We start from the raw sequence: 24,047 nt of genomic DNA, 5'->3' as shown, positions 1-24,047 counted from the left end.
GTGAGCCTCCGTTAGGGGGTGGACGTTCGGAGCATATGCGGCTTCGGTGGCCAACCGAGAGCTACCAGGTGTACGGAACAGCCTGGATGTTCGGCGGCGGGGGTCGACGGTCGGACCATCCGGCCTTATCGCCCCGACCCGCCCGGCGCCCACTACCGAGGTCCGTTGCCCGGTGCCGCCGGGTTTTGGCTACCGTAGTCGTCCGGGTCCTGCTGAGCGGGACGCGATGCCGCCCGCCGAATCGCCTTTGAACGAGGTGTCCGTGAGTCAGTACGGCGAGAACACAGTGCGCGCCGACGAGCAACCCACCGTGCAGATGGCGGCCGTCACCGTACCCGCCGAGGAGCGTCCGACGATCCCGATCGCCGCCGTGACGTGGCCGCTGGACCAGGCCGGTGGCGCTCCCGTCACGGTCGTCGCCGGCCCCGGCGCACCGACCGGGTCCGGCTCCGGCGCGGCGGGTCCGCCGACCGCACCGCCGTCCCGACACCGCCGGCGGCGGGCCCTGCTCGCCGGCGGTGTCGCGGCGGTCGTGCTCGCCGCCGCGGGCGGCACCGCGGGTTACGCGTACGCCGGTGAGGTGCCGCGCGGCACCACCGTGCTCGGCGTCGACCTCGGCGGCAAGAGCCGGGCCGAGGCCGCCCGGCTGCTCCGTACGGACCTCGAGCGCCGGGCCGCGACCCTCGCCGCGCCGGTCCCGGTACGCGTCGGCGACCGGACCGGGGAGATCTCGCCGGCCGCGGTCGGCCTCGCGGTCGACGTGGAGGCGACGGTGGCGGCCGCGCTGGACCACAACCCCGGGCCGGTGAGCCTGCTCTTCGGATCGCGGAGCCTCACCCCGGTGGTGACCGTGGACGCCGAACGGCTCGACGCGGAGCTGCGCCGGGTCCTCGGCCGCACGGGACAGCCGATGACCCTGCCCGCGGTGACGTTCAGCGGCACCACCCCGAAGCCGGTCTACCCGAAGGCCAGCAAGGACATCCGGGCCGACACCTCGGCGGAGGCGCTGCGCGAGGGGTGGCTGCGCGGCTCCCAGCCGGTGGTGTTGCCCCTGGTCGAGACGCAGCCGGTGACCACCGCCGAGGAGGTGGACCGGCTCGTCGCCGAGCTGGCCCGGCCGGCGGTGTCGGCCCCCGTGTCGGTGACCACCGAACGCGGCAACTTCGCGATCCCGCCGGCCGCGATCGCGAAGAGCCTGGTCCTGACCGCGGACAAGACCGGCAGGATCGACCCGCGGGTGGACGGGAAGAAGCTCCGGGCGGCGCTCGGCGACCAGCTGGACGAGGTCGAGATCAAGCCGAAGGACGCCAGCATGTCCATCCAGGACGGCAGGCCGAAGATGGCCGCCGGCGCCGGCGGCCAGCAGGTGGACACAGCCGCGCTCGGCCGCGACCTGCTGCCGGTGCTCCGCAGGACCGACGGCCGGGAGGTGAAGGGACAGCTCAAGGCGGTCCAGCCGGAGGTCAGCACGGAGGACCTGGCCAAGATGGGCATCAAGGAGCGGGTCTCCACCTTTACCACCCGGTTCACCGGCGGGCTCGGCTCCGCGCGCAGCCAGAACATCGTGACGATCGCCCGGGAGGTGGACGGCACCCTGGTCAGGGCGGGGAAGACCTTCTCGCTGAACGGTCACACCGGCGAGCGCGGCTACGCCCAGGGCTATCGGGACGCGCCGGTCATCCTCGACGGCAAGCTGGTGCCGGGGGTGGGCGGCGGGACCTCGCAGTTCACCACCACGCTCTTCAACGCCACGTACTACGCCGGCCTGGAGGACGTCGAACACAAGCCGCACTCGTACTGGTTCGACCGCTATCCGCCCGTCATCGAGTCGACCATCTTCTGGCCCGACCTGGACTTCAAGTTCCGCAACGACACCCCGCACGGCGTCCTGATCGACACCTCCTACACCTCGAACTCGATCACGGTGTCGATCTGGAGCACCAAGGTCTACGACCGGGTGACCACCGAGTGGAGCCCGCGACGCAACATCACCAGCCCGAGGGTCATCCATCTGGACCCGGGGCCGTCCTGCATCCCGACCAACGGCATCAACGGGTTCACCCAGGACGCCTGGCGGATCTTCCACAAGGACGGCAAGGTGCTCAAGCGCGAGAAGTTCACCTGGAAGTACAGCGCCGAGCCGCGGTACGTCTGCGGCGGGTAACAGCCGTTGGAGGGACCCGTCGGCGGGCGTCCGGTCGCGCCCGTCGGCGGGGTGGTCGTGCGGTGGTATGACGCATCCGGGATGCCATCGCCTCATTGCGATGTGTCGATCTAAGTCCCTACGCTGCCGACATCCTGATCTGGGCGCGCCCACAAGGCGCGCCATCTGCGTTGGAAGGGACCCCCATGGCTCGTTGGCGCATCCTCACCCGCCTGGCCGTCACCGCGTTGGCCGCGGTGACCGTCGGCGGCGTCTCCCTGGCCGCACCGGCCAGCGCCGCCCCGGACAGAACCGACGCCACGCCGTTCGTGGTCGGCGGCACCCAGGCGGCCCAGGGCGAGTTCCCGTTCATGGTGCGCCTCTCGATGGGCTGTGGCGGGGCGCTGTACAGCCCGCGCCTGGTGCTCACCGCCGCGCACTGTGTCAGCGGTACGGGCAACAACAGCAGCATCACCGCGACCCTCGGCACCGTCGACCTCCAGTCGTCGAGCCGGGTCCAGGTGCGGTCCAACTACGTCTACCGGGCCCCCAACTACAACAGCCAGGGCGCCGACTGGGCGTTGATCCGGCTCGCCAGCCCGGTGACCGGGATCAGCACCCTGCCGATCGCCACCACCACCGCCTACGACAGCGGCACGTTCACCATCGCGGGCTGGGGTTCGACCCGTGAGGGCGGCGGGCAGCAGCGGTACCTGCTCAAGGCGACCGTCCCGTACGTGGCGGACGGCACCTGCGACAACTCGTACCCGGAGCTGAACGACCCGATGGAGATCTGTGCCGGCTTCGCCTCCGGTGGCACCGACACCTGCCAGGGCGACTCCGGTGGCCCGATGTTCCGGCGGGACGCGAGCAACGCGTGGATCCAGGTCGGCATCGTCAGCTGGGGCAACGGCTGTGCCCGGCCCAACTACCCGGGTGTGTACGCCCAGGTGAGCTACTTCGCCTCGGCGATCGCCTCCGCGGCGGCGAGCCTGGGCGGCTGATCCGATCGGTTCGTCTGGTCGTGGTCGTGTGATCTGGTGGTGGAAACAGTTCAGGGCCACCCCGAATCGGGGTGGCCCTGAGCTATGAAGATGTCCGGCGGTGTCCTACTCTCCCACACTCTCTCGGGTGCAGTACCATCAGCGCTGGAGGGCTTAGCTTCCGGGTTCGGAATGTTACCGGGCGTTTCCCCTCCGCCATAACCGCCGTAACTCTGTGAACCAACCACACACACCCACAGGGTTGTGTTGTTTGTTCAGAATCACACAGTGGACGCGTAGCAGCTTTGTAGTCAAGTCCTCGGCCTATTAGTACCGGTCAACTCAACCCGTTACCGAGCTTACATCTCCGGCCTATCAACCCAGTCGTCTTACTGGGGGCCTTACCCCACAAAGTGGGTGGGATACCTCATCTTGAAGCAGGCTTCCCGCTTAGATGCTTTCAGCGGTTATCCCTTCCGAACGTAGCCAACCAGCCGTGCCCCTGGCGGGACAACTGGCACACCAGAGGTTCGTCCGTCCCGGTCCTCTCGTACTAGGGACAGCCCTTCTCAAGTATCCTACGCGCACGGCGGATAGGGACCGAACTGTCTCACGACGTTCTAAACCCAGCTCGCGTACCGCTTTAATGGGCGAACAGCCCAACCCTTGGGACCTGCTACAGCCCCAGGATGCGACGAGCCGACATCGAGGTGCCAAACCATCCCGTCGATATGGACTCTTGGGGAAGATCAGCCTGTTATCCCCGGGGTACCTTTTATCCGTTGAGCGACACCGCTTCCACTCGCAAGTGCCGGATCACTAGTCCCGACTTTCGTCCCTGCTCGACCCGTCAGTCTCACAGTCAAGCTCCCTTATACACTTACACTCAACACCTGATTGCCAACCAGGCTGAGGGAACCTTTGGGCGCCTCCGTTACATTTTAGGAGGCAACCGCCCCAGTTAAACTACCCACCAGACACTGTCCCTGAACCGGATAACGGTCCCAAGTTAGATACCCAAACCAACCAGAGTGGTATTTCAAGATTGCCTCCACCCATACTGGCGTATGGACTTCACCGGCTCCCACCTATCCTACACAAGCTAATTCAGGCACCAATGTCAAGCTATAGTAAAGGTCCCGGGGTCTTTCCGTCCTGCCGCGCGTAACGAGCATCTTTACTCGTACTGCAATTTCGCCGGGCCTGTGGTTGAGACAGTGGGGAAGTCGTTACGCCATTCGTGCAGGTCGGAACTTACCCGACAAGGAATTTCGCTACCTTAGGATGGTTATAGTTACCACCGCCGTTTACTGGCGCTTAAGTTCTCAGCTTCGCTCCCGAAAGAGCTAACCGGTCCCCTTAACGTTCCAGCACCGGGCAGGCGTCAGTCCATATACATCGAATTACTTCTTCGCATGGACCTGTGTTTTTAGTAAACAGTCGCTTCCCCCTGCTCTCTGCGGCCATACAACGCTCCAGGAGCAAGTCCCTTCACGTCTCCGGCCCCCCTTCTCCCTAAGTTACGGGGGCAATTTGCCGAGTTCCTTAACCACAGTTCACCCGATCGCCTCGGTATTCTCTACCTGACCACCTGTGTCGGTTTGGGGTACGGGCCGCTCGGAACTCGCTAGAGGCTTTTCTCGGCAGCATAGGATCACTGACTTCACCTGAATCGGCTCGGCATCACGTCTCAGCCACAAGGTGTGCGGATTTGCCTACACACCGGCCTACACGCTTACCCCGGCACAACCACCGGCCGGGCTCAGCTACCTTCCTGCGTCACCCCATCGCTTGACTACTACCCATCAGGATCCCACGCTCCCCCAGCAAAGTCCGAAGACCTCACCAAGATCGGGTGGTTAGCACAACGAGGTTCATCACGGGCGCTCCTACGCGGGTACGGGAATATCAACCCGTTGTCCATCGACTACGCCTCTCGGCCTCGCCTTAGGTCCCGACTCACCCAGGGCGGATTAACCTGGCCCTGGAACCCTTGGTCATCCGGCGGAAGGGTTTCTCACCCTTCATTCGCTACTCATGCCTGCATTCTCACTCGTGCCGTGTCCACAACTGGGTCACCCCGCTGCTTCACCCCCGGCACGACGCTCCCCTACCCACCCACACACCTGCACACAACCCCAAAAGGTCGCACGAGGTTAATATGTGAATGCCACAGCTTCGGCGGTGTGCTTGAGCCCCGCTACATTGTCGGCGCGGAACCACTTGACCAGTGAGCTATTACGCACTCTTTAAAGGGTGGCTGCTTCTAAGCCAACCTCCTGGTTGTCTATGCGACCCCACATCCTTTTCCACTTAGCACACGCTTAGGGGCCTTAGCTGGTGATCTGGGCTGTTTCCCTCTCGACTACGAAGCTTATCCCCCGCAGTCTCACTGCCGCGCTCTCACTTACCGGCATTCGGAGTTTGGCTGATTTCAGTAACCTTGTAGGGCCCCTAGACCATCCAGTGCTCTACCTCCGGCAAGAAACACGCGACGCTGCACCTAAATGCATTTCGGGGAGAACCAGCTATCACGGAGTTTGATTGGCCTTTCACCCCTAACCACAGGTCATCCCCCAACTTTTCAACGTTGGTGGGTTCGGCCCTCCACGCGGTCTTACCCACGCTTCAGCCTGCCCATGGCTAGATCACTCCGCTTCGGGTCTAGAACACGCGACTACAACGCCCTATTCAGACTCGCTTTCGCTACGGCTACCCCACACGGGTTAACCTCGCCACGTGCCACTAACTCGCAGGCTCATTCTTCAAAAGGCACGCCGTCACCCCTAAAGGCTCCGACGGATTGTAGGCGAACGGTTTCAGGTACTATTTCACTCCCCTCCCGGGGTACTTTTCACCATTCCCTCACGGTACTTGTCCGCTATCGGTCACCAGGAAGTATTCAGGCTTACCAGGTGGTCCTGGCAGATTCACGGCAGATTACAGGAGTCCGCCGCTACTCGGGAACATCCACAGAAGACCAGCCACTTTCACCTACCGGACTCTCACCGCCTACGGTTGGCTTTTCCACACCATTCGGCTAGCAACTGGTTTTATAACTCCTCGAACAAGTGTCAGCTTGTCCAGTGAAGTCCCACAACCCCGACCACGCAACCCCTGACAGGTATCACACGCAACCGGTTTAGCCTAAATCCGCTTTCGCTCGCCACTACTCACGGAATCACTATTGTTTTCTCTTCCTGCGGGTACTGAGATGTTTCACTTCCCCGCGTTCCCTCCACACACCCTATGAATTCAGGTGCGGGTGACACCACATGACTGGTGCCGGGTTACCCCATTCGGACACCCTGGGATCACAGCTAGGTTGACAGCTCCCCCAGGCCTATCGCGGCCTCCCACGTCCTTCATCGGCTCCTGGTGCCAAGGCATCCACCGTTCGCCCTTGACAACTTGACCACAAAGATGCTCGCGTCCACTGTGTAATTCTCAACAAACAACCAACCCACAACCCACCACCCCACACCAACAACCCACAAAAACGGGGCCCGGTATGCGGGGCCAGGCCATGCCTGGCAGACCACCCGAAACAACGTTCCAGGAAAAGTCCACTGAAAGAAACAACCAACCAATGGTTGTTCTCTCAGGACCCAACAGGATGCTCTACACCATCAACCAGCCGCACCAGTCATCTTTTCCATACCACCGAAGTGGTCGTACTCAGAATATTCCAGCCGTTGCCGACCGACAGCTCGCCAGTGTCTCCGCCATTGAGCACCCCTGACCCGACATCCGCGGGCCACGAGGCTCCTACCCACCCTTCGGTGGAAGGTGCTCCTTAGAAAGGAGGTGATCCAGCCGCACCTTCCGGTACGGCTACCTTGTTACGACTTCGTCCCAATCGCCAGCCCCACCTTCGACCACTCCCTCCGGAAAACCGGTTAGGCCATGGGCTTCGGGTGTTGCCGACTTTCGTGACGTGACGGGCGGTGTGTACAAGGCCCGGGAACGTATTCACCGCAGCGTTGCTGATCTGCGATTACTAGCGACTCCGACTTCACGGGGTCGAGTTGCAGACCCCGATCCGAACTGAGACCGGCTTTTTGGGATTCGCTCCACCTCACGGTATCGCAGCCCATTGTACCGGCCATTGTAGCATGCGTGAAGCCCTGGACATAAGGGGCATGATGACTTGACGTCATCCCCACCTTCCTCCGAGTTGACCCCGGCAGTCTTCGATGAGTCCCCGCCATAACGCGCTGGCAACATCGAACAAGGGTTGCGCTCGTTGCGGGACTTAACCCAACATCTCACGACACGAGCTGACGACAGCCATGCACCACCTGTGACCGCCCCCGAAGGACCCTACATCTCTGCAGGTTTTGCGGCCATGTCAAACCCAGGTAAGGTTCTTCGCGTTGCATCGAATTAATCCGCATGCTCCGCCGCTTGTGCGGGCCCCCGTCAATTCCTTTGAGTTTTAGCCTTGCGGCCGTACTCCCCAGGCGGGGCGCTTAATGCGTTAGCTGCGGCACAGAGAACCGGAGAGGTCCCCCACACCTAGCGCCCAACGTTTACAGCGTGGACTACCAGGGTATCTAATCCTGTTCGCTCCCCACGCTTTCGCTCCTCAGCGTCAGTATCGGCCCAGAGACCCGCCTTCGCCACCGGTGTTCCTCCTGATATCTGCGCATTTCACCGCTACACCAGGAATTCCAGTCTCCCCTACCGAACTCTAGCCTGCCCGTATCGGCTGCAAGCCCGCGGTTGAGCCGCGGGTTTTCACAGTCGACGCGACAAGCCGCCTACGAGCTCTTTACGCCCAATAAATCCGGACAACGCTCGCGCCCTACGTCTTACCGCGGCTGCTGGCACGTAGTTGGCCGGCGCTTCTTCTGCAGGTACCGTCACTTACGCTTCGTCCCTGCTGAAAGAGGTTTACAACCCGAAGGCCGTCATCCCTCACGCGGCGTCGCTGCATCAGGCTTCCGCCCATTGTGCAATATTCCCCACTGCTGCCTCCCGTAGGAGTCTGGGCCGTGTCTCAGTCCCAGTGTGGCCGGTCGCCCTCTCAGGCCGGCTACCCGTCGTCGCCTTGGTAGGCCATCACCCCACCAACAAGCTGATAGGCCGCGAGCCCATCCCAGGCCGAAAAACTTTCCACACACCACCATGCGGTGACATGTCATATCCGGTATTAGCCCCCGTTTCCGAGGGTTATCCCAAAGCCTGAGGCAGGTTACTCACGTGTTACTCACCCGTTCGCCGCTCGAGTACCCCGAAGGGCCTTTCCGCTCGACTTGCATGTGTTAAGCACGCCGCCAGCGTTCGTCCTGAGCCAGGATCAAACTCTCCAACAAAAACTTGTGGAAAATCAAACCCGGCAACAAAAAAACACTTGCTGCCAAAACAAAATGAATTGGCACTGGCTTATCAAGCACCCTGTTGAGTTCTCAAAGAACAACCACACACCAAACAACAGACCCTAGCGGATCTGACCTCTGGGGCTTTGTTTCGCGCCTCACGTTTCCGTCAGGCACTCCTACTACGTTACCTGACTGGTTCCTCCCCGTCAAACCGGTATCTCCCGGTTTGTCAGCTTGCTCCAGGCAGCCAACGCCCCCGTCCGGGCACAGCGGGTCAACCGCTCTGTTCGATCGGGGTTCGGCAGGCCGGCCACCTGCGGTGTTACCCGCCGGAGTGCCCGTTTCCCTGCCGGGAGAGAAAGTTACACGCCGGCAGCCAGAACGCCAAATCGGGGTTCCGGAGGGCGCGGAGCGCCCCGGCAAATCAGGAATGTCGGACTCCTGGCCCGCGTTGAGTCTTCGGTACGCCCCGTCTCACCCCGCGCACCGCGCCGGCCGCACCACGGTCACCGCCGGGCCGGCCGATCGACCGGAGACCAACCGACACGGAAGGGCAACCGCGAAGTGCTGACCACCCCCGTCCGGTGGGTCCGCTGGCTCACCGCCATCACCCCACCGACCACCCGCCGGGTCGCCCTGGCCACCGCCGGCGTCGCCCTCATCGGCGCGACGATCGCCGGCCCCGTCGGCGCCCTGGGCGCCGGACCGGAGGCGCAGGCTCCCAGGCCACCGTCGGCGATGGAACTCACGGTGGACTACCAGGCGCAGCCCAACTTCTACTACTGCGGCCCCGCCGCCACCCGGATCGCGCTGAGCGCGGACGGTGCGGCCCCGAGCCAGGACGACGTCGCCACCGAACTGGGCACCACCACCGCCGGTACGAACTCGGCCGAGGACACCACCCGGGTCCTGAACGAGCTCGGCCACACCGGGGACTACCGGACGACCGCGATTCCGGAGAGCGTGGCCACCCCCGCGCAGATGGACCGGATGCAGTCGGACATCACGGCGGCCGTCGCGGACCAGCGTCCGGTCGTGGTGAACATCATCGGCACCGCCGTCGACACCGACGGCACCCCGCACTCCTACGACGGCGGCCACTACCTGACGGTCGTCGGCTACTCCGACGACGGGCGTACCGTCACAATCGCGGACCCGGCGAACGTCAACGGCCAGAGTTCGTACACGATGACCACCATCAACCTGGCGAACTGGGCCGCGAGCCGCGGCTACTCCGCCTGAACCCCGCTCGGGCGGCCCACCGCGCGTCACGGCCGGCTCAGCCGTACGCCTTGACCACGACCATCGCCATGTCGTCGTGCGGCAGGCCGTCCTGGAAGTCGAGCACCCGCCCGGCGATCCCCTCGACGATGTGCTCGGCGCTCTCGCCGCCGTGCTCGGCGAGGGCCTGCCGCAGCCGGTCCATACCGAACAGCTCCGCACCGCGCCGCGCCTCGGTCAGGCCGTCCGTGTAGAACAGCAGCGCGGCGCCGCGCTCCAGGGTCACGGTCCGCTCGTGCAGCCGGGGATGCGCGACGCCGCCCAGCAGCGTGCCGAGCCGCCCGATCTCGCGGGTCTGGCGCCGGTGGGTCCACACGGGCGGCGGATGGCCCCCGATCGAGATGGTGGCCCGGACCCGGTTCGCGGCGTCGGTCTCGAGCCGGGCGTACGCCACCGTGCAGAACCGGTCCGTGCGCTGGCTGAGCAGGGCCGCGTTCAGCGTGGCCAGAATGCTCCGGGGCCGTCCACCCCGCATGGCCGCCGCCCGTACGGTGTGCCGGGCCAGGCTCGTGACGACGGCCGCCCCGGCGCCCTTGCCGCAGACGTCGCCCAGCACCACCCCCCAGCCGTGCGGGGCGGTCTGGAACACGTCGTAGAAGTCCCCGCCGACCTCGTCACCCCGCCCCGCCGGCCGGTAGTAGGCGCTGACCTGCACACCCGGGATGTCCGGCAGGCTGTGCGGCAGGAAGCTGGCCTGAAGTGTCTGGGCCAGCACCCGGGCCCGGGTCTCCGACCGCTCGGCGACCTCCCGGGCGCGGAGCAGTTCCCGCTCGTACCGGCGGCGGTCGATCGCGGTGAAGACCGCGGTGTGCACGAGGTCCGAGGCCGCGCCGGTGCCGGGGTACCGGGTGGCGTTCACCAGCACCGGCAGCCGCTGGCCGTCGGCCCGGAGCAGGTCCACGGCGATCTCGCGTACCTCGCCCTGCATCAGGAGCAGCGGTGCGTAGTGCGTCTCGTAGAAGATGCGGTCGCCGGGGGCGAGCAGCGACTGGAAGCGCGGCGGGACCCCGGGCCCGTCCGGGGCGTACCCCAGCCAGCTCAGGAGTCTCCGGTTGATCCGCAGGATGGTGCCGTCGGCACGCATCAGGAGGAGCCCGCACGGGGCGTCCTCGTAGAGCTGGTCGAGCAGCACGGCCGCGCCGGCATCGACCGGCCGGCCGGGATCCCCGGGCGGCGCGGGCGGCAGCGGCGGGCGACTCATCGGGCAGCCAGGAACCTCTCGATCGCCGTGGCCGTCTCGTCGGGGGCGCTCAGATTCGGGCAGTGGCCGGTCGCCTCCAGCTGGACCAGTTCGCTGGCCGGGATCATCCGGTGGGTGTACTCGCCGACCTCGGGTGGTGCGATCATGTCGTCGCTGCACTGCAGGATCAGCGTCGGTACGGTCACCTTCGGCAGGTCGGCGCGGTTGTCCGACAGGAACGTCACCCGGGCGAACTGCTCGGCGATCTTCGGGTCCGTACGGCAGAAGCTGTTCGTCAGCTCGGCACCCAGCTCGGGACGGTCCGGATTGCCCATGATCGCCGGAGCCGTCGCCGCCGACCAGCCCAGATAGTTGCTGGCGAGCGAGTCGAGCAGCCCGGTGATGTCCGCCTCGCTGAAGCCGCCCACATAGTCCGTGTCGTCCAGGTAGCGCGGGGAGGGGCCGACGAGCACGAGCCGGGCGAACCGCTCGGGTTCGGCCACCGCCGCGAGCACACCGATCATGGCGCTGACCGAGTGCCCGACGAAGACCACGTCGGTGAGGTCGAGTTCGGCGCAGATCCGCAGCACGTCGTCGGCGTACGCCTGGAGGTCGGTGTACCGGTGGAAGTCGTACGCGGAGACGTCGGACCCGCCGAAGCCGAGGTGGTCGAAGAGCACCACCCGGTGCGTCGCCTCGAACCGGGGCGCGACGAAGCGCCACATCTGCTGGTCACACCCGAAACCGTGCGCGAAGAGCATCGGCTGGTTGCCGGGCGCGCCGGTGACGGTGACGTTGTTACGCAGCGTTATGGTCACCGGCTGATGCTACGCAGGACGGGCAGCGAGGGCCACCCGCGTACCAGCCTCGGGCCGGGGTGCTCCGCCGGTGGCGGGGCCGCTCAGTTGTACCGGCGGTCGAGCTGGGTCAGCGCGTCGAGTGCGGCGCTGCCGCTGCCCACCACCTCGGCGGCGAGCGCCTTCGTGCGCGGGTCCGCACCCGCGGTCTCCTCTGCGCGGGCGATCCGTACGGACTGTTCGAGGTGCTGTCGCAGGTGCCCGAGGAAGAGCCGGTGGAACGCGGCGCCACGGGCGCCGTCCAGCGTCCGCAGTTCGGCGTCGGTCACCATGCCCGGCATGTCGTGGCCCTCGTGCGGGTTGGTCTCCGGCCCGCCGGAGCGCGCCAACAGGTCGCGTGACGTCCGCAGCTGCGCCCGGTGCCCGTCCCGGAGCCGTACCGCCAGTCGCCGGAGCGCCGGCTCGGTGCTCCGGGCCGGTACCAGCTCCAGCATCGGGAGGACCCGCTCGCCCATCGCCACCGCCAGTTGCAGCCAGGCCACGTCGGTGGTGTTGAACGGCTGCGCCGGCGTACCACCGGGGGCCGCCGGCGGGCCCGAGCTGGCCGCCGACGGCGCGGCGGTCGCGGCGGGCGACGGTGCCGGCCGGTCCGACGGTGGCCCGCCGGCGCAGCCGGCGACCGCGACCACCACCGACAAGACCCCGCACCGTACGGCGAGACCCGCTCTCATCTGGTTTCTTCTCCCCCGGACGGCCGAGCGGGCCCGGTGTGCCGGACCCGCTCGGGGAATGACGGGCTGCTTTGCACCTGCTCAGCTGGGCGTGCCGTCCGCGCCGCACTTGATGACCGGCCGGATGCAGTCGCGCACCCGGCGGGCCATCTCCGCCTCCGGCCAGGCGTTGAAGAAGTCGCCGTGCATCGTGAAGCCCGCGCCCGAGGCGAGCCGGATCCGCGACGGGTCACCGCTGACCGGGTACCGCAGCACCTGGCGGAGCTTCGGCACCGGTACCGGGTGGGTCGACGGGCAGGCCTGGTTCACCGGGTACGCCATGTGGCTCTTGTGGTCGGGCGAGTCCAGGTCCCGGCCGTTCCAGCACTGCGGGAAGTCCAGGTAGGACTCCAGCATGGTGCCGGACGGGCAGTTGACGAAGTCTTTCGACGCACCGACGTGCCCCGCGTGCAGACAGGACCAGCGGGCGTTGCTGCTGGCGTCCGGCGCGGTCGCCCTGGCGTTTCCGGCCACGATCCGCAGCCCCAGCGGAAGCGGCTCGATCCGTGCGGTGATGTCGCTGCGTACGCCCTCGCCGAGGTAGTAGAACGTCACGATGGTGGGCTCCACCGCCACGTCGTTGTGGTAGAGCGTCGGCACCCAGTACGACGAGAGGTCGACCCGGGGGTTGCAGGTGCTGCTGGAGTTCAGCAGGTCGGACAGGTTGGTGTGGGCGTTGGTCACCGTGCTGCCGAAGAAGCTGTGCATGTGGGAAGCGCCCGGCAGCCCCGGGAAGATGATCGGGTCGTCCGGCAGCCGGTGGCTGTACGGGCAGTCGGCGAGGAACTCGGCCACCCGCACGATCGGTGCGCGCGGCGCCGCCTCGGCCCGGGCCGAGGCGGCCGGTGTCGCGTTGAGCACCGCGTACGTGCCGAGGAGCGCTAGCACGGCGCTGAGCAGTGTCGCGATCCGGAGCCGGCGGCCCGCGCCGGGGAAGGGGGAAACCCTCTCCACCTGAAGACTCCTAGCTGGGGGACTGGCCAGGACGGTTCCGCAGCCGCCGCCGAAGGCATCGGGGAGCACTGGCCGGACTGGTGGTGGTCTGTCCTCGTCAGGACGGTGAGAGAGCGCTCTCAGGAACCAGCTTGAGCCTGCCGTCGAGAACTGTCAATACTTACGGCCGTTGACGCCGACGCCCGGCGGCGGCGGTGCGGCTCCCCGGTTCAGGTCCGCCGGCGGGTCGGCTCCAGGAAGACGTACCGGATCGCCGGGTTGCGGGTGGTGAGCCGCCGCTCGGCCTCGTCCGCGGCGGCCTCGATCTCCTCCCGGGTCGCCTCGTCGGCGAAGTTGACCTGTACGGCGACGAGGATGTCCTCCGGACCGAGCTGCATGGTCAACAGGCGGTGCACACCCCGTACCTTCGGCACGGTGGAGAGCTCGCGGTCGATCTCCTCCCGTACGGCGTCCCGGGCGGCCCGGCCGACCAGCATGACGATGTTGTTGTGCGCCAGGGTGGTGGCCACCACCAACAGGAGCACGCCGATCGCGATCGAGGCGATCCCGTCCCAGAGCGGGTTGCCGGTCAGCTCCGAGAGCGTGACCCCGGCCCCGGCGAGCACCAGCCCGACCAGCGCCGCGCAGTCCTCCAGCAGCACCGCCTTCACGGCGGTGTTCGGGGTGTTCCGCGCGACCCGCAGCCAGGAGAGCCGCCAGCGCCGCGCCCGGCGCCCCAGCTGCCGCACGGACCGGGTCAGGGAGATCGACTCGGCCACGAAGGAGACCGCCAGCACGAGGTACGCGACGGTGGCGTCCAGGTCCTGGTGCCGGGACCGGATCGCGTCGACGCCCTGGAGGATGGAGAAGCCGGCGCCGACCACGAAGGTGACCACCGCCGCCACGAAGGCCCAGAGGTAGCTCTCCCGGCCGTGGCCGAACGGGTGCTCGGCGTCGGCGGGCCGGGTGCCCCGGCGCAGCGCGACGAAGAGCAGCACCTCGGTGGTGGTGTCGGCGACGGAGTGGGCGGCCTCCGCCAGCACCGCGGCGGAGCCGGAGAGGACGCCGGCCAGCGCCTTGGCCACCGCGACGGTCAGGTTGGCCAGGCCCGCCACGATCACCGTGCCGACGCTCTGCGAACTCTGCGAGCCCTCACCGGCCCCGACCATGAGGTCAGCCTAGGTCCCTGGACCCCGCCAGATGCCCTGGTCAGGAACCGAGCGGGATGGTCCAGGGCGCCCGGACCCCGGAGCGGGCGATGACGACCGACCGGCCCGCGCGGACGCGACAGCAACGAACCGCGGCGCCGGACGACGGCCGCACCGCACGACGGACGGCGGCGTCGTACCCGGTCTCTAGGCTGTTGGCGAGCACCCGGTCGCGGAGCGCGACGGGATGCCCGCAGGTGTCCTGGAGACGGGGGAGGTCGCAGTGACGCGGAGCCCGGTGGTGGACTCGGCGCTGGCCGCGCCGTTCGACGATCCGCAGGCCTACACGGCGGCGGTCGAGCAGGTCAGGTCGGCCGCGACCGCCTACTACAACGGCGCCGAGCTGGCGATGGACGACGCGACCTACGACGCCCTGATCGCCCGGGTCGCCGCTACCGAAACCGCCCATCCGGGCTGGAAGGCCGACGACTCGCCGACCGAGCTGGTCGCCGCCGGGGTCGGCGCGGTCGGGGATGTCGAGCACAGCAGCCCGATGCTCAGCCTCGACAACGTCTTCGGCGAGGATTCGCTGCGCCGGTGGGCCACCCGGCTGGAGCGGCTGCTCGGCCGGCCCGCCGCGGGCTACACGGTGGAGCCGAAGATCGACGGCCTCGCCATCGCCGCCCGCTACGTGGCGGGCCGGCTGACCCAGGTCGCCACCCGGGGCGACGGGCGGGCCGGCGAGGACGTCACCACCCAGGCCCGGCGCGCGGTCGGCCTGCCGGAGCGGCTCGGCGAACCGGTGACGCTGGAGGTGCGCGGCGAGGTGTTCATGACCGACGCCGACTTCGCGCGGGCCAACGAGCTGCGCACCGGGCACGGCGAGCCGCCGTTCGCCCATCCGCGCAGCGCCGCCGCGGGCACGCTGCGAGCCCAGGACCGGGCGTACGACGCGCCGCTGCACTTCCTCGGCTACGCCGTACCCGGGCTGGCCGCCACCGGCCTGCTGACGCGCGCCGACGGGGCAGCGCCGCCGCACTCAGCCACCATGGCCCTCGCCGAGCGCCTCGGCATCGCCACCACCGCCGGTTCCGCCGCCGGCATGCCGCTCTGCACCACCATCGACGAGGTGCTGGCCGCCGTGGCGGCACTGGACGCCCGGCGCGGCGAGCTCGGCTTCGGCGTCGACGGTGCGGTGATCAAGGCCGACCAGCAGGCGGACCGGGACCTCGCCGGTTCATCCAGCCGGGCCCCGCGCTGGGGCGTCGCCTACAAGTTCCCCGCCGACACCCGCACCACCACGCTGCTCCGGATCGAGGTGCAGGTCGGGCGGACCGGCCTGATCACGCCGGTCGCCGTACTGGAGCCGGTGCAGGTGGGCGGCGTGACGGTCACCTCCGCCACGCTGCACAACTTCGACGATCTGCTCCGCCGCAACGTACGGGCCGGGGACACCGTCTTCGTCCGGCGGGCCGGCGACGTCATTCCCGAGATCACCGGGGCCAAGCTGGACGAGCGACCGGCCGACGCCACGCCGTACGAGCCGCCGTCGGCCTGTCCGCGCTGCGGAGGCGAGATCGACCGGTCGCAGAAGCGCTGGCGCTGCACCCAGGGGCGGGCCTGCGGCGCCCGTGAGTCGCTGGCCTACTACGCCGCCCGGGACTCGATGGACATCGAGGGTCTCGGCGGCAAGATCATCGACCTGGTCGTCGGCGCCGGACTCGTCACCGATCCCGCCGACCTCTACGACCTCGACGCCGAGCGGCTGGCCACCCTCGACCGGCTGGGCGAGACCTCCGCCCGCAAGCTCGTCGCCAGCATCGAGGCGTCCAAGAGCCAGCCGCTCTCCCGGGTGCTCACCGGGCTCGGCGTACGGATGACCGGCCGGTCGATGTCTCGGCGGCTGGCCCGGCACTTCGGCACGATGGACGCGCTGCTCGGGGCGAGCGTGGCCGACCTGCAACAGGTGGAGGGGGTCGGCCCGGAACGGGCGGTCACCATCGCCGCCGAGCTGGTCGAGCTCGCGCCGGTCGTCGGCCGGCTCGCCGCCCGCGGGATCAACCTGACCGAACCGGGCGCCCCGGAGCCGACGGTGGTCGCGGACCCCGGCGACGACAATGCCCCGCCCACCGCCAGCGCACTGCCGCTGCGCAGGCCGGACGGCACCCCGATGACGGTGGTGGTGACCGGCTCGGTGCCGGGGCTGACCCGCACCGAGGGCAACGAGGCGGTGGAACGGCTCGGCGGCCGCTCCTCCGGGTCGGTGTCGAAGCGCACCGACCTGGTGGTGGTGGGCGAGGGCGCCGGCTCGAAGGCGGAGAAGGCGGCGGGCCTGGGCGTACCGGTGCTGCCGGCGGAACGCTTCGCCGCCCTGCTGGCCGCCCAGGCGGCGGGGGACGCGACCACGATCGCGGAGATCGTCACCGGGTTCGCGGCGACGGCCCCCTGATCCCTGCGAGCGGGGTCACCGGAGCGGGGTCAGTCGAGCAGGCGCTGGCACATGTGCCAGAGGCGGTCGGCGTTGTCCGGGTCGGTGGCGTAGTTGGCGACCGTGTCGACGAGTTCGATGGCGTCGGTGGGGCGCTGGTCGACGGTTCGGGCTTCCGCGCAGTCGTTGAAGTAGCGGCCGCTGATGCCGTCCAACAGGGGTGAGGTGGCCAGCAGCACGGAGGTGGCGGCGCCCTGTTGCGGGGTCTTCTGTAGCTCGGTCGGAGTGTCGAGGTCGCCGCCGACGAAGCGTTGCAGGTTGGTGGGGATGGCCCCGGGGTTGGCGGCGTTGGCGGTGATGCCGTGGGCGGCCCAGCGGTGGCTGAGGCCGACGGTGAAGAGGATGACGGCGGTCTTGGCCTGGGCGTAGGCCCCCTGCGGGTCGTAGGGGCGGAAGCGGTAGTGGATGTCGTCGAAGACCACCGGGGAGAACAGGTGCGCGCTGGAGCTGACGGAGACGACGCGGGCGCCCTGGGCGCGGGTGAGGGCGGAGTGCAGACCGTAGGTGAGGAAGAAGTGCCCGAGATGGTTGGTGGTGAACTGCTCTTCCCAACCCTGGGGGGTGTGTTCGAGTTGGGGCAGCGCCATGATTCCGGCGTTGTTGACCAGGATGTGCAGGGGTTCTTCTCCCCAGGCGTCGACGAAGGCGCGGATCGAGGAGAGGTCGGTCAGTTCGAGTTGGGTGGTCCGGACGTGCGGGTTGCCGGTGGTGGCGGTGATGTCGGCGGCCGCGGCCGCGCCGAGGTCGTCGCGGGCGGTGAGCGTGAGGTGTGCGCCGACGCTGGCCAGGGCGCGGGCGACCTCCAGGCCGATGCCGGAGGCGCCGCCGGTGACGATGACCCGTTTGCCGGCCAGGTCGATCCCGGCGATGACCTCGGCGGCGGTGGAGTGCCGCCCGAAGGGCGTGGTGATGGGTTGCATGATCGGTTTCCCAACGGTCGGCTCGGGCCCCCCGAAGCGGCGGGCGGACGGGTCCTTCCTCATCATCCGTAGCGGGATCGCGCCGGGGCGGGGTTCCGCCGATCCTGGAACCCCGGCTGAGCGGGGGGCTCACGTGGAATCATGTGTCGGAGGCCGCCCCCACCCGGTCCCGGCCGCCCGGCGCCACCGTCGCAGGCCCGGGACACGGCCGGGGGATCACGGTCGGCCGAGCAGGGAGGGGCCCATGTCCGTACCGATCTCCGACGTGATCAGCAGGTACCTCCAGGCCGACATCGAGCGCGATGTCGAGGCGATGGTCGGCTGTTTCACCGAGGACGCGGTCGTGGTCGACAAGGGGCGGACGTGGCACGGCCGGGCCGGTGTGCGGGACTGGCGGGCCAGCGCCACCGCGGCCTACGAGTACACCGTCGAGGTACGCGGCACCGAGGCGGCCGGCCCGGACAACTACCTGGTCGAGGCCCACCTGGAAGGGGACTTCCCGGGCAGCCCCGCCGACCTGCGATTCGCCTTCCGCCTCCGGGGCGATCTGATCGACCGTCTGGAGATCGCTCCCTGAATCCGGCGTCCGCCCGACTAGAGTGGCTTCTCCTCGATCCTTCGGAGTGTCGGCGATGTATTCCGGTTCGCCCCGGCCGGACGGTGCGGCCCGGCCCGTCACGGCCAGCCTCACCAGCCCGGTCGCCCGCGGCGCCGGCCCGGCGCCGGGGCGGTGACGGTGGTGGAGCGACCGCACTGGGTGGTCGAGACGATGGGGGTCGAGCCGGACGACCACCTGCTGGAGGTGGGCTGCGGCAGCGGGTACGCCGTCTCGCTCGTCTGCCAGCGGCTCGACGCCGGCCGGATCGTCGCCCTCGACCGGTCGGCCCGGATGACCCGGCTGGCCATCGAGCGGAACGCGGGGTACGTCGGTGCGGGCCGGGCGGAGATCCGCTGTGCGGCGTTCGAGGCGGCCGACCTGCCGGCAGGACAGTTCGACAAGATTTTTTCGGTGAACGTCAGCCTCTTCTGGCTCGGTGACCCGGACCGCGCCATCGAACGGGTGAAGCGCCTGCTGGCGCCGCGCGCGACGCTCTACGTCTTCGCCGAACGAGCCACCCGGGCCTCCGCCGCCGCGATCGGCGCCAAGGCCGGCGACCTGCTCGCGGCGCACGGCCTCCACCCGAGGACGACCACCGCAACCAGCCGGCGCGGACACGCCCTCGTCTGCGTCTCCGGCACGCTGGCCTGACGCCGGCCCTCGGGCTCAGCCCGGGGCTTCCGGCGACCCGGCGTGCCGGTCAGCTCCCGGACGGTGGCGCCTCGGTCGGGGCGAGCCGGGCGACCGCCCGGGAGATGTCGTTGGCCAGCAACGCGAACACGGCGAGCAGGGCGGCCAGCACGAGGCTCACCGTGATGGCAAAGGCGCGGTCCAGGCCCGCGGGAGCCAGCAGCACCCCGGCGACCGCACCGGCGATCGCGGCGGCCAGCATCAGTGCGCGGGCGACCCGGGCCACCAGCACGGCCCGGGCCAACCGGACCGGATCGACGTGCCGGCCCTCGACCCCGCGCCGGGCGTACAGCGCGGCGCCGACGATCGCCAGGGCACCGAGCGCCCCGCCCGAGCCCACGATCGTCCACGGCAGCCCGAAATCGGCATCGGTCCTGCTCACCGCCGCGCCGGCGCGGATCACGAGCCCGGACACCAGCGCCGCCAGGCCGTACGTCCCGACGATCGTGAGCAGGCGCCGACGCGGGAACGGCCCCTCGCTACGGTGGTCGACCCCGGTCTTCGCCATGGCGGTCTCCTCCCGGTCACCTCCAGTCTCCCGGCACCGTCCGCGCCGCACCACCGTCCACGCGGCCGACCCCCGCCGGCTGACCTCCACCCACCGGCCGACCGTCGCCGGCTGAGCTGCGCCTGCCGACCGCCGCCGGCCGCCCGCAGATGCTCGATTCGGCCTCCGTCGCCGGACCCGTTCCGGCAGGCTCGGTAGCGACGGGGGTGGGGGCAGTGCGGCTGGGACGCGAGGTCACGGTGTCCGCCCGGGGGGTGGCCATCCGGGTCGGCATCGCGGTGGTGGCGGCGGCGCCGGCCGTCGCCGTACGGCTGGCCGGCGGCCACCTGCCCGCGCTCGCCGGGATGGCGGTCTTCGGGGTGGCGGTGCTGGCGGCGGTGGCGCTGCTGATGTGGGCCTCGGAGGTCGCCCGGGTGGACCTGCCCGGCAGCCTCGCCCTCGCCCTGCTCGCGCTGGTCGCCGTGCTGCCGGAGTACGCGATCGACATCTACTTCGCCTACGCCGCCGGCTCCGATCCGGAGTTCGCCGCCTTCGCCCTGGCGAACATGACCGGCGCCAACCGGCTGCTGATCGGGGTGGCCTGGCCGCTGCTGGTCTTCTTCGCCATCTGGGCGGTACGGCGGCGAGGGCAGCCCGGCGACCGCGACGGCGTACGGCTGGGGCCGCACCGCCGGACCGAGACCGTCTACCTGCTGATCGCGACGGTGTACGCGCTGGTGATCCCGTTGACCGGCCGCCTGGCCTGGTACGACTCGGTCGTGCTCGGCACCCTCTTCGCGCTCTACCTGTCCCGGATCCGTCGGACCCAACACGCCGAGGAGGGGCTCGTCGGGGTCGCCGCCACCCTGGCCGGCCAACCGGCGCTGCGCCGGCGGCTCACGGTCGCGGCGCTGTTCGGCTCGGCCGCGATCGTCATCCTCAGCGCGGCCGAGCCGTTCGGCAAGTCCCTGATCGAGGCCGGCGGCGCCCTCGGGATCGACGAGTTCCTGCTCGTGCAGTGGCTGGCCCCGGTCGCCTCCGAGGCACCCGAGGTGATCGTGGCGGTGGCCTTCGCCCTGCGCGGCCGGGCCGACGACGGCCTCGGCGCGCTGCTGGCCGCGAAGCTCAACCAGTGGACCCTGCTGGTCGCCTGCCTGCCGCTCGCCTTCTACCTCGGCGGCGGCGAGTTCGCCGGCCTGCCGCTGGACGCCCGGCAGACCGAGGAGCTGTACCTGACCATCGCGCAGACCCTGCTCGGCGTCGCGATCCTGACGGACCTGCGGATCAGCCGGGGCGAGGCGGCGCTGCTCTTCGTCCTCTTCGCCGTGCAGTTCGCGATACCCACCCAGGAGGTCCGCTACATCGTCGCCGTCGCGTACGCGGCGCTCGCCGGGGTGCTGCTGGTGCGCCGGCGCCGGCAACTGCCCGCACTGGCCCGGGCCGTCTGGCCGACCGGGGACGGCCAGACCCACCGCCGCCGCTGACCGCCGCCGACCGGACCGGACCGGCGCGCCGGGTCAGCGGGTGGGCACCTGGTCCACCTCGCGCAGGAGTTCGGCCAGGGCGGCGCGCATGGCGGTCACGAAGTCGTCGCCGATCTCGGCCAGCGAGTTGTCGAGCAGCACCCCGACGTTCGTGGTGTCGCCCCAGCGCAGCACGCCGACCCCGACCGGTACGCCCTCGGCGAGCGCGACCACCGGGGTGACCGTACGCACCGGCGCCCCGGCCAACAGCTGCGGCTGCCCCGCGCCGCTCATGTAGGAGACGATCACGTTCACGAAGCGGCTGCTGTAGACCAGCCGGGCCACCGCGGCGTGCGCCGGCGCGGGCAGTACCCCCATCATCCGCATCACCAGCGCGGCGGCGGCCGGCTGCCCGCTCGCCAGGTTGTCCCGCAGCCGGTCCCGGACCGCGGCCAGCCGCTCCCGGACCGGCAGCGGCCCGAGCGGCAGGTCGAGCGCGATGGCGCCGGTCCAGTTCCCGTAGGTCCGGGAGCGGTTGCGCGGGTCCAGCGAGACCGCGAACATCGCCCGCAGCCGCGACGGCGGCGCCAGGTCCGGGTACCCGCGCTGGAGCGCCTCGGCGGCCAGCGCGCACATCAGCTCGCTGATGTGCACCCCCCGGGCCCGGGCCACCCGGCGGACGTCCGCGGTGGGCAGGGTGGCGGTGACCAGCGTACGGCCGGGCGTGGCCAGTGGCCGGTTCACCGACGCCCGCGGAGCCTGGCCGGCGGTGGCCAGCCGGACGAGTCCCCGTGCGGCGAGGACGCCCCGCCGGGCACCGGCCCGCGCGGTGGCGAGGGCGCGTCCACCGGGCGGGGACGCCGGGGCCGGTGGCCGCCGGGGGCCGGAATCCGAACCCGGTCCGGACGCCCGCCGGGCACCGGAGTCCGGCGGTCTGGGCCCTCCCGGTGCCGGGTCGAGCAGGCGTTGCAGCGTGCCGATGACGGAGAGCCCGTCGCCCAGGCTGTGGTGCAGCTTGATGGCGAGCCGGGTACGGCCGCCGGGCAGGCCGGTGACCAGCAGCATCCGCCAGAGTGGGCGGTGCATCGGCAGCGGCTCGGACCAGAACCGGTTGACGGCGGAGACGGCACCGCCCTCCCCGGCCCGGGTCGCGACGTGGTACTCCTCCACGTGCGCCGCCGCGTCGACGTACGGCTCGATGATCCAGCCGGGCCGTCGCAGCCGGCCCCGGTCCGCCAGCCGTCGCCGCAGCGTGGTGATCGCGGGCAACCGCCGGGTCAGCAGCTCGACCAGGTCCCGGCGCCCGACCGGGCGGCCGTCCGGCCGGGGACCGAGTTCCAGCACCGTACCGATCTGCTGGGCCACGGTCGGGGACTGGACGTGCAGGAAGAACGCGTCCTGCGGGCGCAGCGGCCAGCTCGGCGCACGACGGGCGCGCCGTGCCAGGCGGAGCCGGCCGGCCCGGGGCGGTCGCCGGCGCGGACCGGCCGGCGGCGCGGAGCCGTCCGGCGGCGCGGAGCCGTCCGGCGGCGCGGCTGCCCCACCGGTGGACGGCGGGGCGGGGCCGTCCGGGGGCGGTGCTGGCGGACCGGCGGACGGCAGCGTGGGACCGGCGGCGGCGAGCGCGAGCAGGCCCAGCTCGGCCAGGCAACCGGCATCCGGGTCCGCGTCGAGTCGGGCCGACCCGGCGGCGTGGGTGGACCGGACCCGCTGCACCAGGTCGGGAAGGCTCTGGGAGATCTCGGTCAGGCCGCAGGCGGTCATCAGGGCGGCGTTGGCCGCGCCGTGCGCGGCGATCGGCCGGTACATCAGCATCGGGGTGCCGGTCGCCCACGCCTCCAGCGCGGTCGCGCCACCGGCGTTCGTGACCAGCAGGTCGGCGGCGCGCAACAGCGCCGGCATGTCCTCGACCCAGCCCAGCACTACCAGCCGGTCCGTCGGCGCGCCCAGTCGGTCGAGCCGGTCGACGAGCCGCTGGTTGTGCCCGCAGACCACCACCACCTGTACGGGCTCGGTGAGCCGGTGCAGGCCACGGACCGCCTCCTCCACCGCCCCGAACCCGAAGGAGCCGCAGGCGACCACCACCACGTACCGGGCGGGGTCGAGGCCGAACTGTCGCCGCGCCTCGTCCCGGTCACCCGGATGGAAGCCGCGCAGTACGGGCGGCGGACAGACGGCGATCGACGCGCCGGGCGCGGCGGCGGCGGCCACCGGCACCGCCTGCGGATGCACCACCAGGTTGAGGTCGAGCTGTGGATACACCCAGAACGGGTGCGGGGCGAAGTCCGACACCCAGGCGCCGACCGGTACGCCCAACCCCCGGTGCCGGCGCAACCAGGCCAGGCCGGCACTGCCCAACGGGTAGGTGGAGATGATGAGGTCCGGGTCGAAGGCCTCCACCTTGGCGGCCAGCCGGCGCCCGGCCCAGGCACCGGTGAACGCCTTCGCCGCCCGCGCGAACCAGGGGTAGCGCCACAGCGAGGTGTAGAAGAACTCGTACAGCCAGGGGGTCACCTCGACGTTGGTGATGTAGATCCGGCGGAACGCCCGGCCGACACCCGGACCCATCGCCTCCAGCGTGTCGAGCCAGCGCACCTGACTGCCCGGCCAGAGTTCGAACACCCGCTCCTGCAACGCCCGGCCGGTCGCGTGGTGCCCGCCGCCGATATCGGCGGAGACGACCAGCACCCGGCGCGCGGCCGGTGCCGGCGGGCCCGGTGCCGGGTCCGGCTCCGCGGCGGGCGGTGTGGACGGCGGCTCCGGCGCGCCCGGCCGAGCCGGCGGGTCGGGCTGGTCCGGCGACTGGCGGCTGACGGCCGGCGGCGTCGTCATGCCGACTCCT

The 24,047-nt window shown here is 69.8% G+C and carries 15 protein-coding genes and 3 rRNA genes; 7 read left to right on the top strand and 11 right to left on the bottom strand.

The annotated features are described in order from the left end of the window. The first annotated feature begins 256 nt into the window (after positions 1–256). Both ACQEUR_RS07650 and ACQEUR_RS07645 read left to right on the top strand, forming a co-directional pair. Positions 257–2,164 (top strand): VanW family protein, encoded by a 1,908-nt coding sequence (locus tag ACQEUR_RS07650; RefSeq protein WP_433027460.1) that lies wholly within the window; start codon positions 257–259, stop codon positions 2,162–2,164. A gap of 185 nt (positions 2,165–2,349) precedes the next feature. Then, entirely contained in the window at positions 2,350–3,147 is a 798-nt protein-coding gene (locus tag ACQEUR_RS07645; protein ID WP_433027457.1) for a S1 family peptidase, read from the top strand. 92 nt (positions 3,148–3,239) lie between these two features. On the opposite strand, the gene rrf is transcribed toward ACQEUR_RS07645, so the two are convergent. The 3 genes from rrf to ACQEUR_RS07630 all read right to left on the bottom strand — a co-directional run bounded on the left by rrf (position 3,240) and on the right by ACQEUR_RS07630 (position 8,444). After that, positions 3,240–3,356, bottom strand: a 5S ribosomal RNA gene (gene rrf / locus ACQEUR_RS07640). Between the two features lie 77 nt (positions 3,357–3,433). After that, positions 3,434–6,543 (bottom strand): 23S ribosomal RNA (locus ACQEUR_RS07635). A 383-nt stretch (positions 6,544–6,926) separates the two neighbouring features. Continuing rightward, positions 6,927–8,444 (bottom strand): 16S ribosomal RNA (locus tag ACQEUR_RS07630). The 16S, 23S and 5S rRNA genes sit together here, the layout of an rRNA operon. Before the next feature lie 570 nt (positions 8,445–9,014). Between ACQEUR_RS07630 and ACQEUR_RS07625 the strand changes: the two genes are divergently transcribed. Beyond that, entirely contained in the window at positions 9,015–9,692 is a 678-nt protein-coding gene (locus ACQEUR_RS07625) for a C39 family peptidase (protein WP_433027454.1), read from the top strand. 37 nt (positions 9,693–9,729) lie between these two features. On the opposite strand, the gene ACQEUR_RS07620 is transcribed toward ACQEUR_RS07625, so the two are convergent. From ACQEUR_RS07620 to ACQEUR_RS07600, 5 genes are all read right to left on the bottom strand, one after another. Continuing rightward, the gene (locus tag ACQEUR_RS07620; RefSeq protein WP_433027451.1) at positions 9,730–10,932 is read right to left on the bottom strand and encodes a PP2C family protein-serine/threonine phosphatase; all 1,203 of its coding nucleotides are present in this window, start codon (positions 10,930–10,932) and stop codon (positions 9,730–9,732) included. Continuing rightward, positions 10,929–11,729, bottom strand: a complete 801-nt coding sequence (locus tag ACQEUR_RS07615; RefSeq protein WP_433027448.1) for an alpha/beta fold hydrolase — start codon at positions 11,727–11,729, stop codon at positions 10,929–10,931. Before ACQEUR_RS07615 ends, ACQEUR_RS07620 begins: the two co-directional genes overlap by 4 nt. Positions 11,730–11,812: 83 nt before the next feature. After that, positions 11,813–12,439 carry a DUF305 domain-containing protein gene (locus ACQEUR_RS07610; protein ID WP_433027445.1) on the bottom strand — a complete coding sequence of 209 codons (627 nt, stop codon included), beginning with the start codon at positions 12,437–12,439 and terminating at the stop codon, positions 11,813–11,815. An 81-nt stretch (positions 12,440–12,520) separates the two neighbouring features. Continuing rightward, positions 12,521–13,432: a DUF1996 domain-containing protein gene (locus ACQEUR_RS07605; protein ID WP_433027442.1), complete on the bottom strand. Its 912-nt coding sequence runs from the start codon at positions 13,430–13,432 to the stop codon at positions 12,521–12,523. Positions 13,433–13,641: 209 nt separating this feature from the next. Then, positions 13,642–14,580 (bottom strand): cation diffusion facilitator family transporter, encoded by a 939-nt coding sequence (locus tag ACQEUR_RS07600; protein WP_433027439.1) that lies wholly within the window; start codon positions 14,578–14,580, stop codon positions 13,642–13,644. A gap of 262 nt (positions 14,581–14,842) precedes the next feature. Here ACQEUR_RS07600 and ligA point away from each other — a divergent pair, with 262 nt between their 5' ends. Continuing rightward, positions 14,843–17,008, top strand: coding sequence for an NAD-dependent DNA ligase LigA (ligA, locus tag ACQEUR_RS07595; RefSeq protein WP_433027436.1), 2,166 nt, complete (start codon positions 14,843–14,845; stop codon positions 17,006–17,008). 29 nt (positions 17,009–17,037) lie between these two features. Here ligA and ACQEUR_RS07590 read toward each other — a convergent pair whose 3' ends face one another. After that, positions 17,038–17,967 carry an SDR family NAD(P)-dependent oxidoreductase gene (locus ACQEUR_RS07590; RefSeq protein ID WP_433027433.1) on the bottom strand — a complete coding sequence of 310 codons (930 nt, stop codon included), beginning with the start codon at positions 17,965–17,967 and terminating at the stop codon, positions 17,038–17,040. Between the two features lie 244 nt (positions 17,968–18,211). Here ACQEUR_RS07590 and ACQEUR_RS07585 point away from each other — a divergent pair, with 244 nt between their 5' ends. Both ACQEUR_RS07585 and ACQEUR_RS07580 read left to right on the top strand, forming a co-directional pair. Next, positions 18,212–18,544: a nuclear transport factor 2 family protein gene (locus ACQEUR_RS07585; protein ID WP_433027430.1), complete on the top strand. Its 333-nt coding sequence runs from the start codon at positions 18,212–18,214 to the stop codon at positions 18,542–18,544. A gap of 162 nt (positions 18,545–18,706) precedes the next feature. Then, on the top strand, positions 18,707–19,216 hold the full coding sequence (locus ACQEUR_RS07580; RefSeq protein ID WP_433027427.1) for a class I SAM-dependent methyltransferase: 510 nt from the start codon (positions 18,707–18,709) through the stop codon (positions 19,214–19,216). A 49-nt stretch (positions 19,217–19,265) separates the two neighbouring features. On the opposite strand, the gene ACQEUR_RS07575 is transcribed toward ACQEUR_RS07580, so the two are convergent. Further along, positions 19,266–19,763 (bottom strand): hypothetical protein, encoded by a 498-nt coding sequence (locus ACQEUR_RS07575; RefSeq protein ID WP_433027424.1) that lies wholly within the window; start codon positions 19,761–19,763, stop codon positions 19,266–19,268. A gap of 215 nt (positions 19,764–19,978) precedes the next feature. Here ACQEUR_RS07575 and ACQEUR_RS07570 point away from each other — a divergent pair, with 215 nt between their 5' ends. Beyond that, entirely contained in the window at positions 19,979–21,226 is a 1,248-nt protein-coding gene (locus tag ACQEUR_RS07570; protein ID WP_433027421.1) for a sodium:proton exchanger, read from the top strand. A gap of 33 nt (positions 21,227–21,259) precedes the next feature. On the opposite strand, the gene ACQEUR_RS07565 is transcribed toward ACQEUR_RS07570, so the two are convergent. Then, positions 21,260–24,037 (bottom strand): wax ester/triacylglycerol synthase domain-containing protein, encoded by a 2,778-nt coding sequence (locus ACQEUR_RS07565; RefSeq protein ID WP_433027418.1) that lies wholly within the window; start codon positions 24,035–24,037, stop codon positions 21,260–21,262. Between the last annotated feature and the right edge of the window lie 10 nt (positions 24,038–24,047).

The organism is Plantactinospora sp. CA-290183, from assembly GCF_050936375.1.
Classification (GTDB): domain Bacteria; phylum Actinomycetota; class Actinomycetes; order Mycobacteriales; family Micromonosporaceae; genus Plantactinospora.
Note: the sequence above shows the minus strand (reverse complement) of the source record. Positions and strands in the feature narration are given on the sequence as shown.

What these genes read in the sequence shown, in the direction of transcription:
- ACQEUR_RS07585 (WP_433027430.1), top strand. Translation starts at nt 18,212, where the DNA reads ATGTCCGTACCGATCTCCGACGTGATCAGCAGGTACCTCCAGGCCGAC.
- ACQEUR_RS07600 (WP_433027439.1), bottom strand. Translation starts at nt 14,580, where the DNA reads ATGGTCGGGGCCGGTGAGGGCTCGCAGAGTTCGCAGAGCGTCGGCACG.
- ACQEUR_RS07645 (WP_433027457.1), top strand. Translation starts at nt 2,350, where the DNA reads ATGGCTCGTTGGCGCATCCTCACCCGCCTGGCCGTCACCGCGTTGGCC.
- ACQEUR_RS07590 (WP_433027433.1), bottom strand. Translation starts at nt 17,967, where the DNA reads ATGCAACCCATCACCACGCCCTTCGGGCGGCACTCCACCGCCGCCGAG.
- ACQEUR_RS07565 (WP_433027418.1), bottom strand. Translation starts at nt 24,037, where the DNA reads ATGACGACGCCGCCGGCCGTCAGCCGCCAGTCGCCGGACCAGCCCGAC.
- ACQEUR_RS07575 (WP_433027424.1), bottom strand. Translation starts at nt 19,763, where the DNA reads ATGGCGAAGACCGGGGTCGACCACCGTAGCGAGGGGCCGTTCCCGCGT.
- ACQEUR_RS07620 (WP_433027451.1), bottom strand. Translation starts at nt 10,932, where the DNA reads ATGAGTCGCCCGCCGCTGCCGCCCGCGCCGCCCGGGGATCCCGGCCGG.
- ACQEUR_RS07610 (WP_433027445.1), bottom strand. Translation starts at nt 12,439, where the DNA reads ATGAGAGCGGGTCTCGCCGTACGGTGCGGGGTCTTGTCGGTGGTGGTC.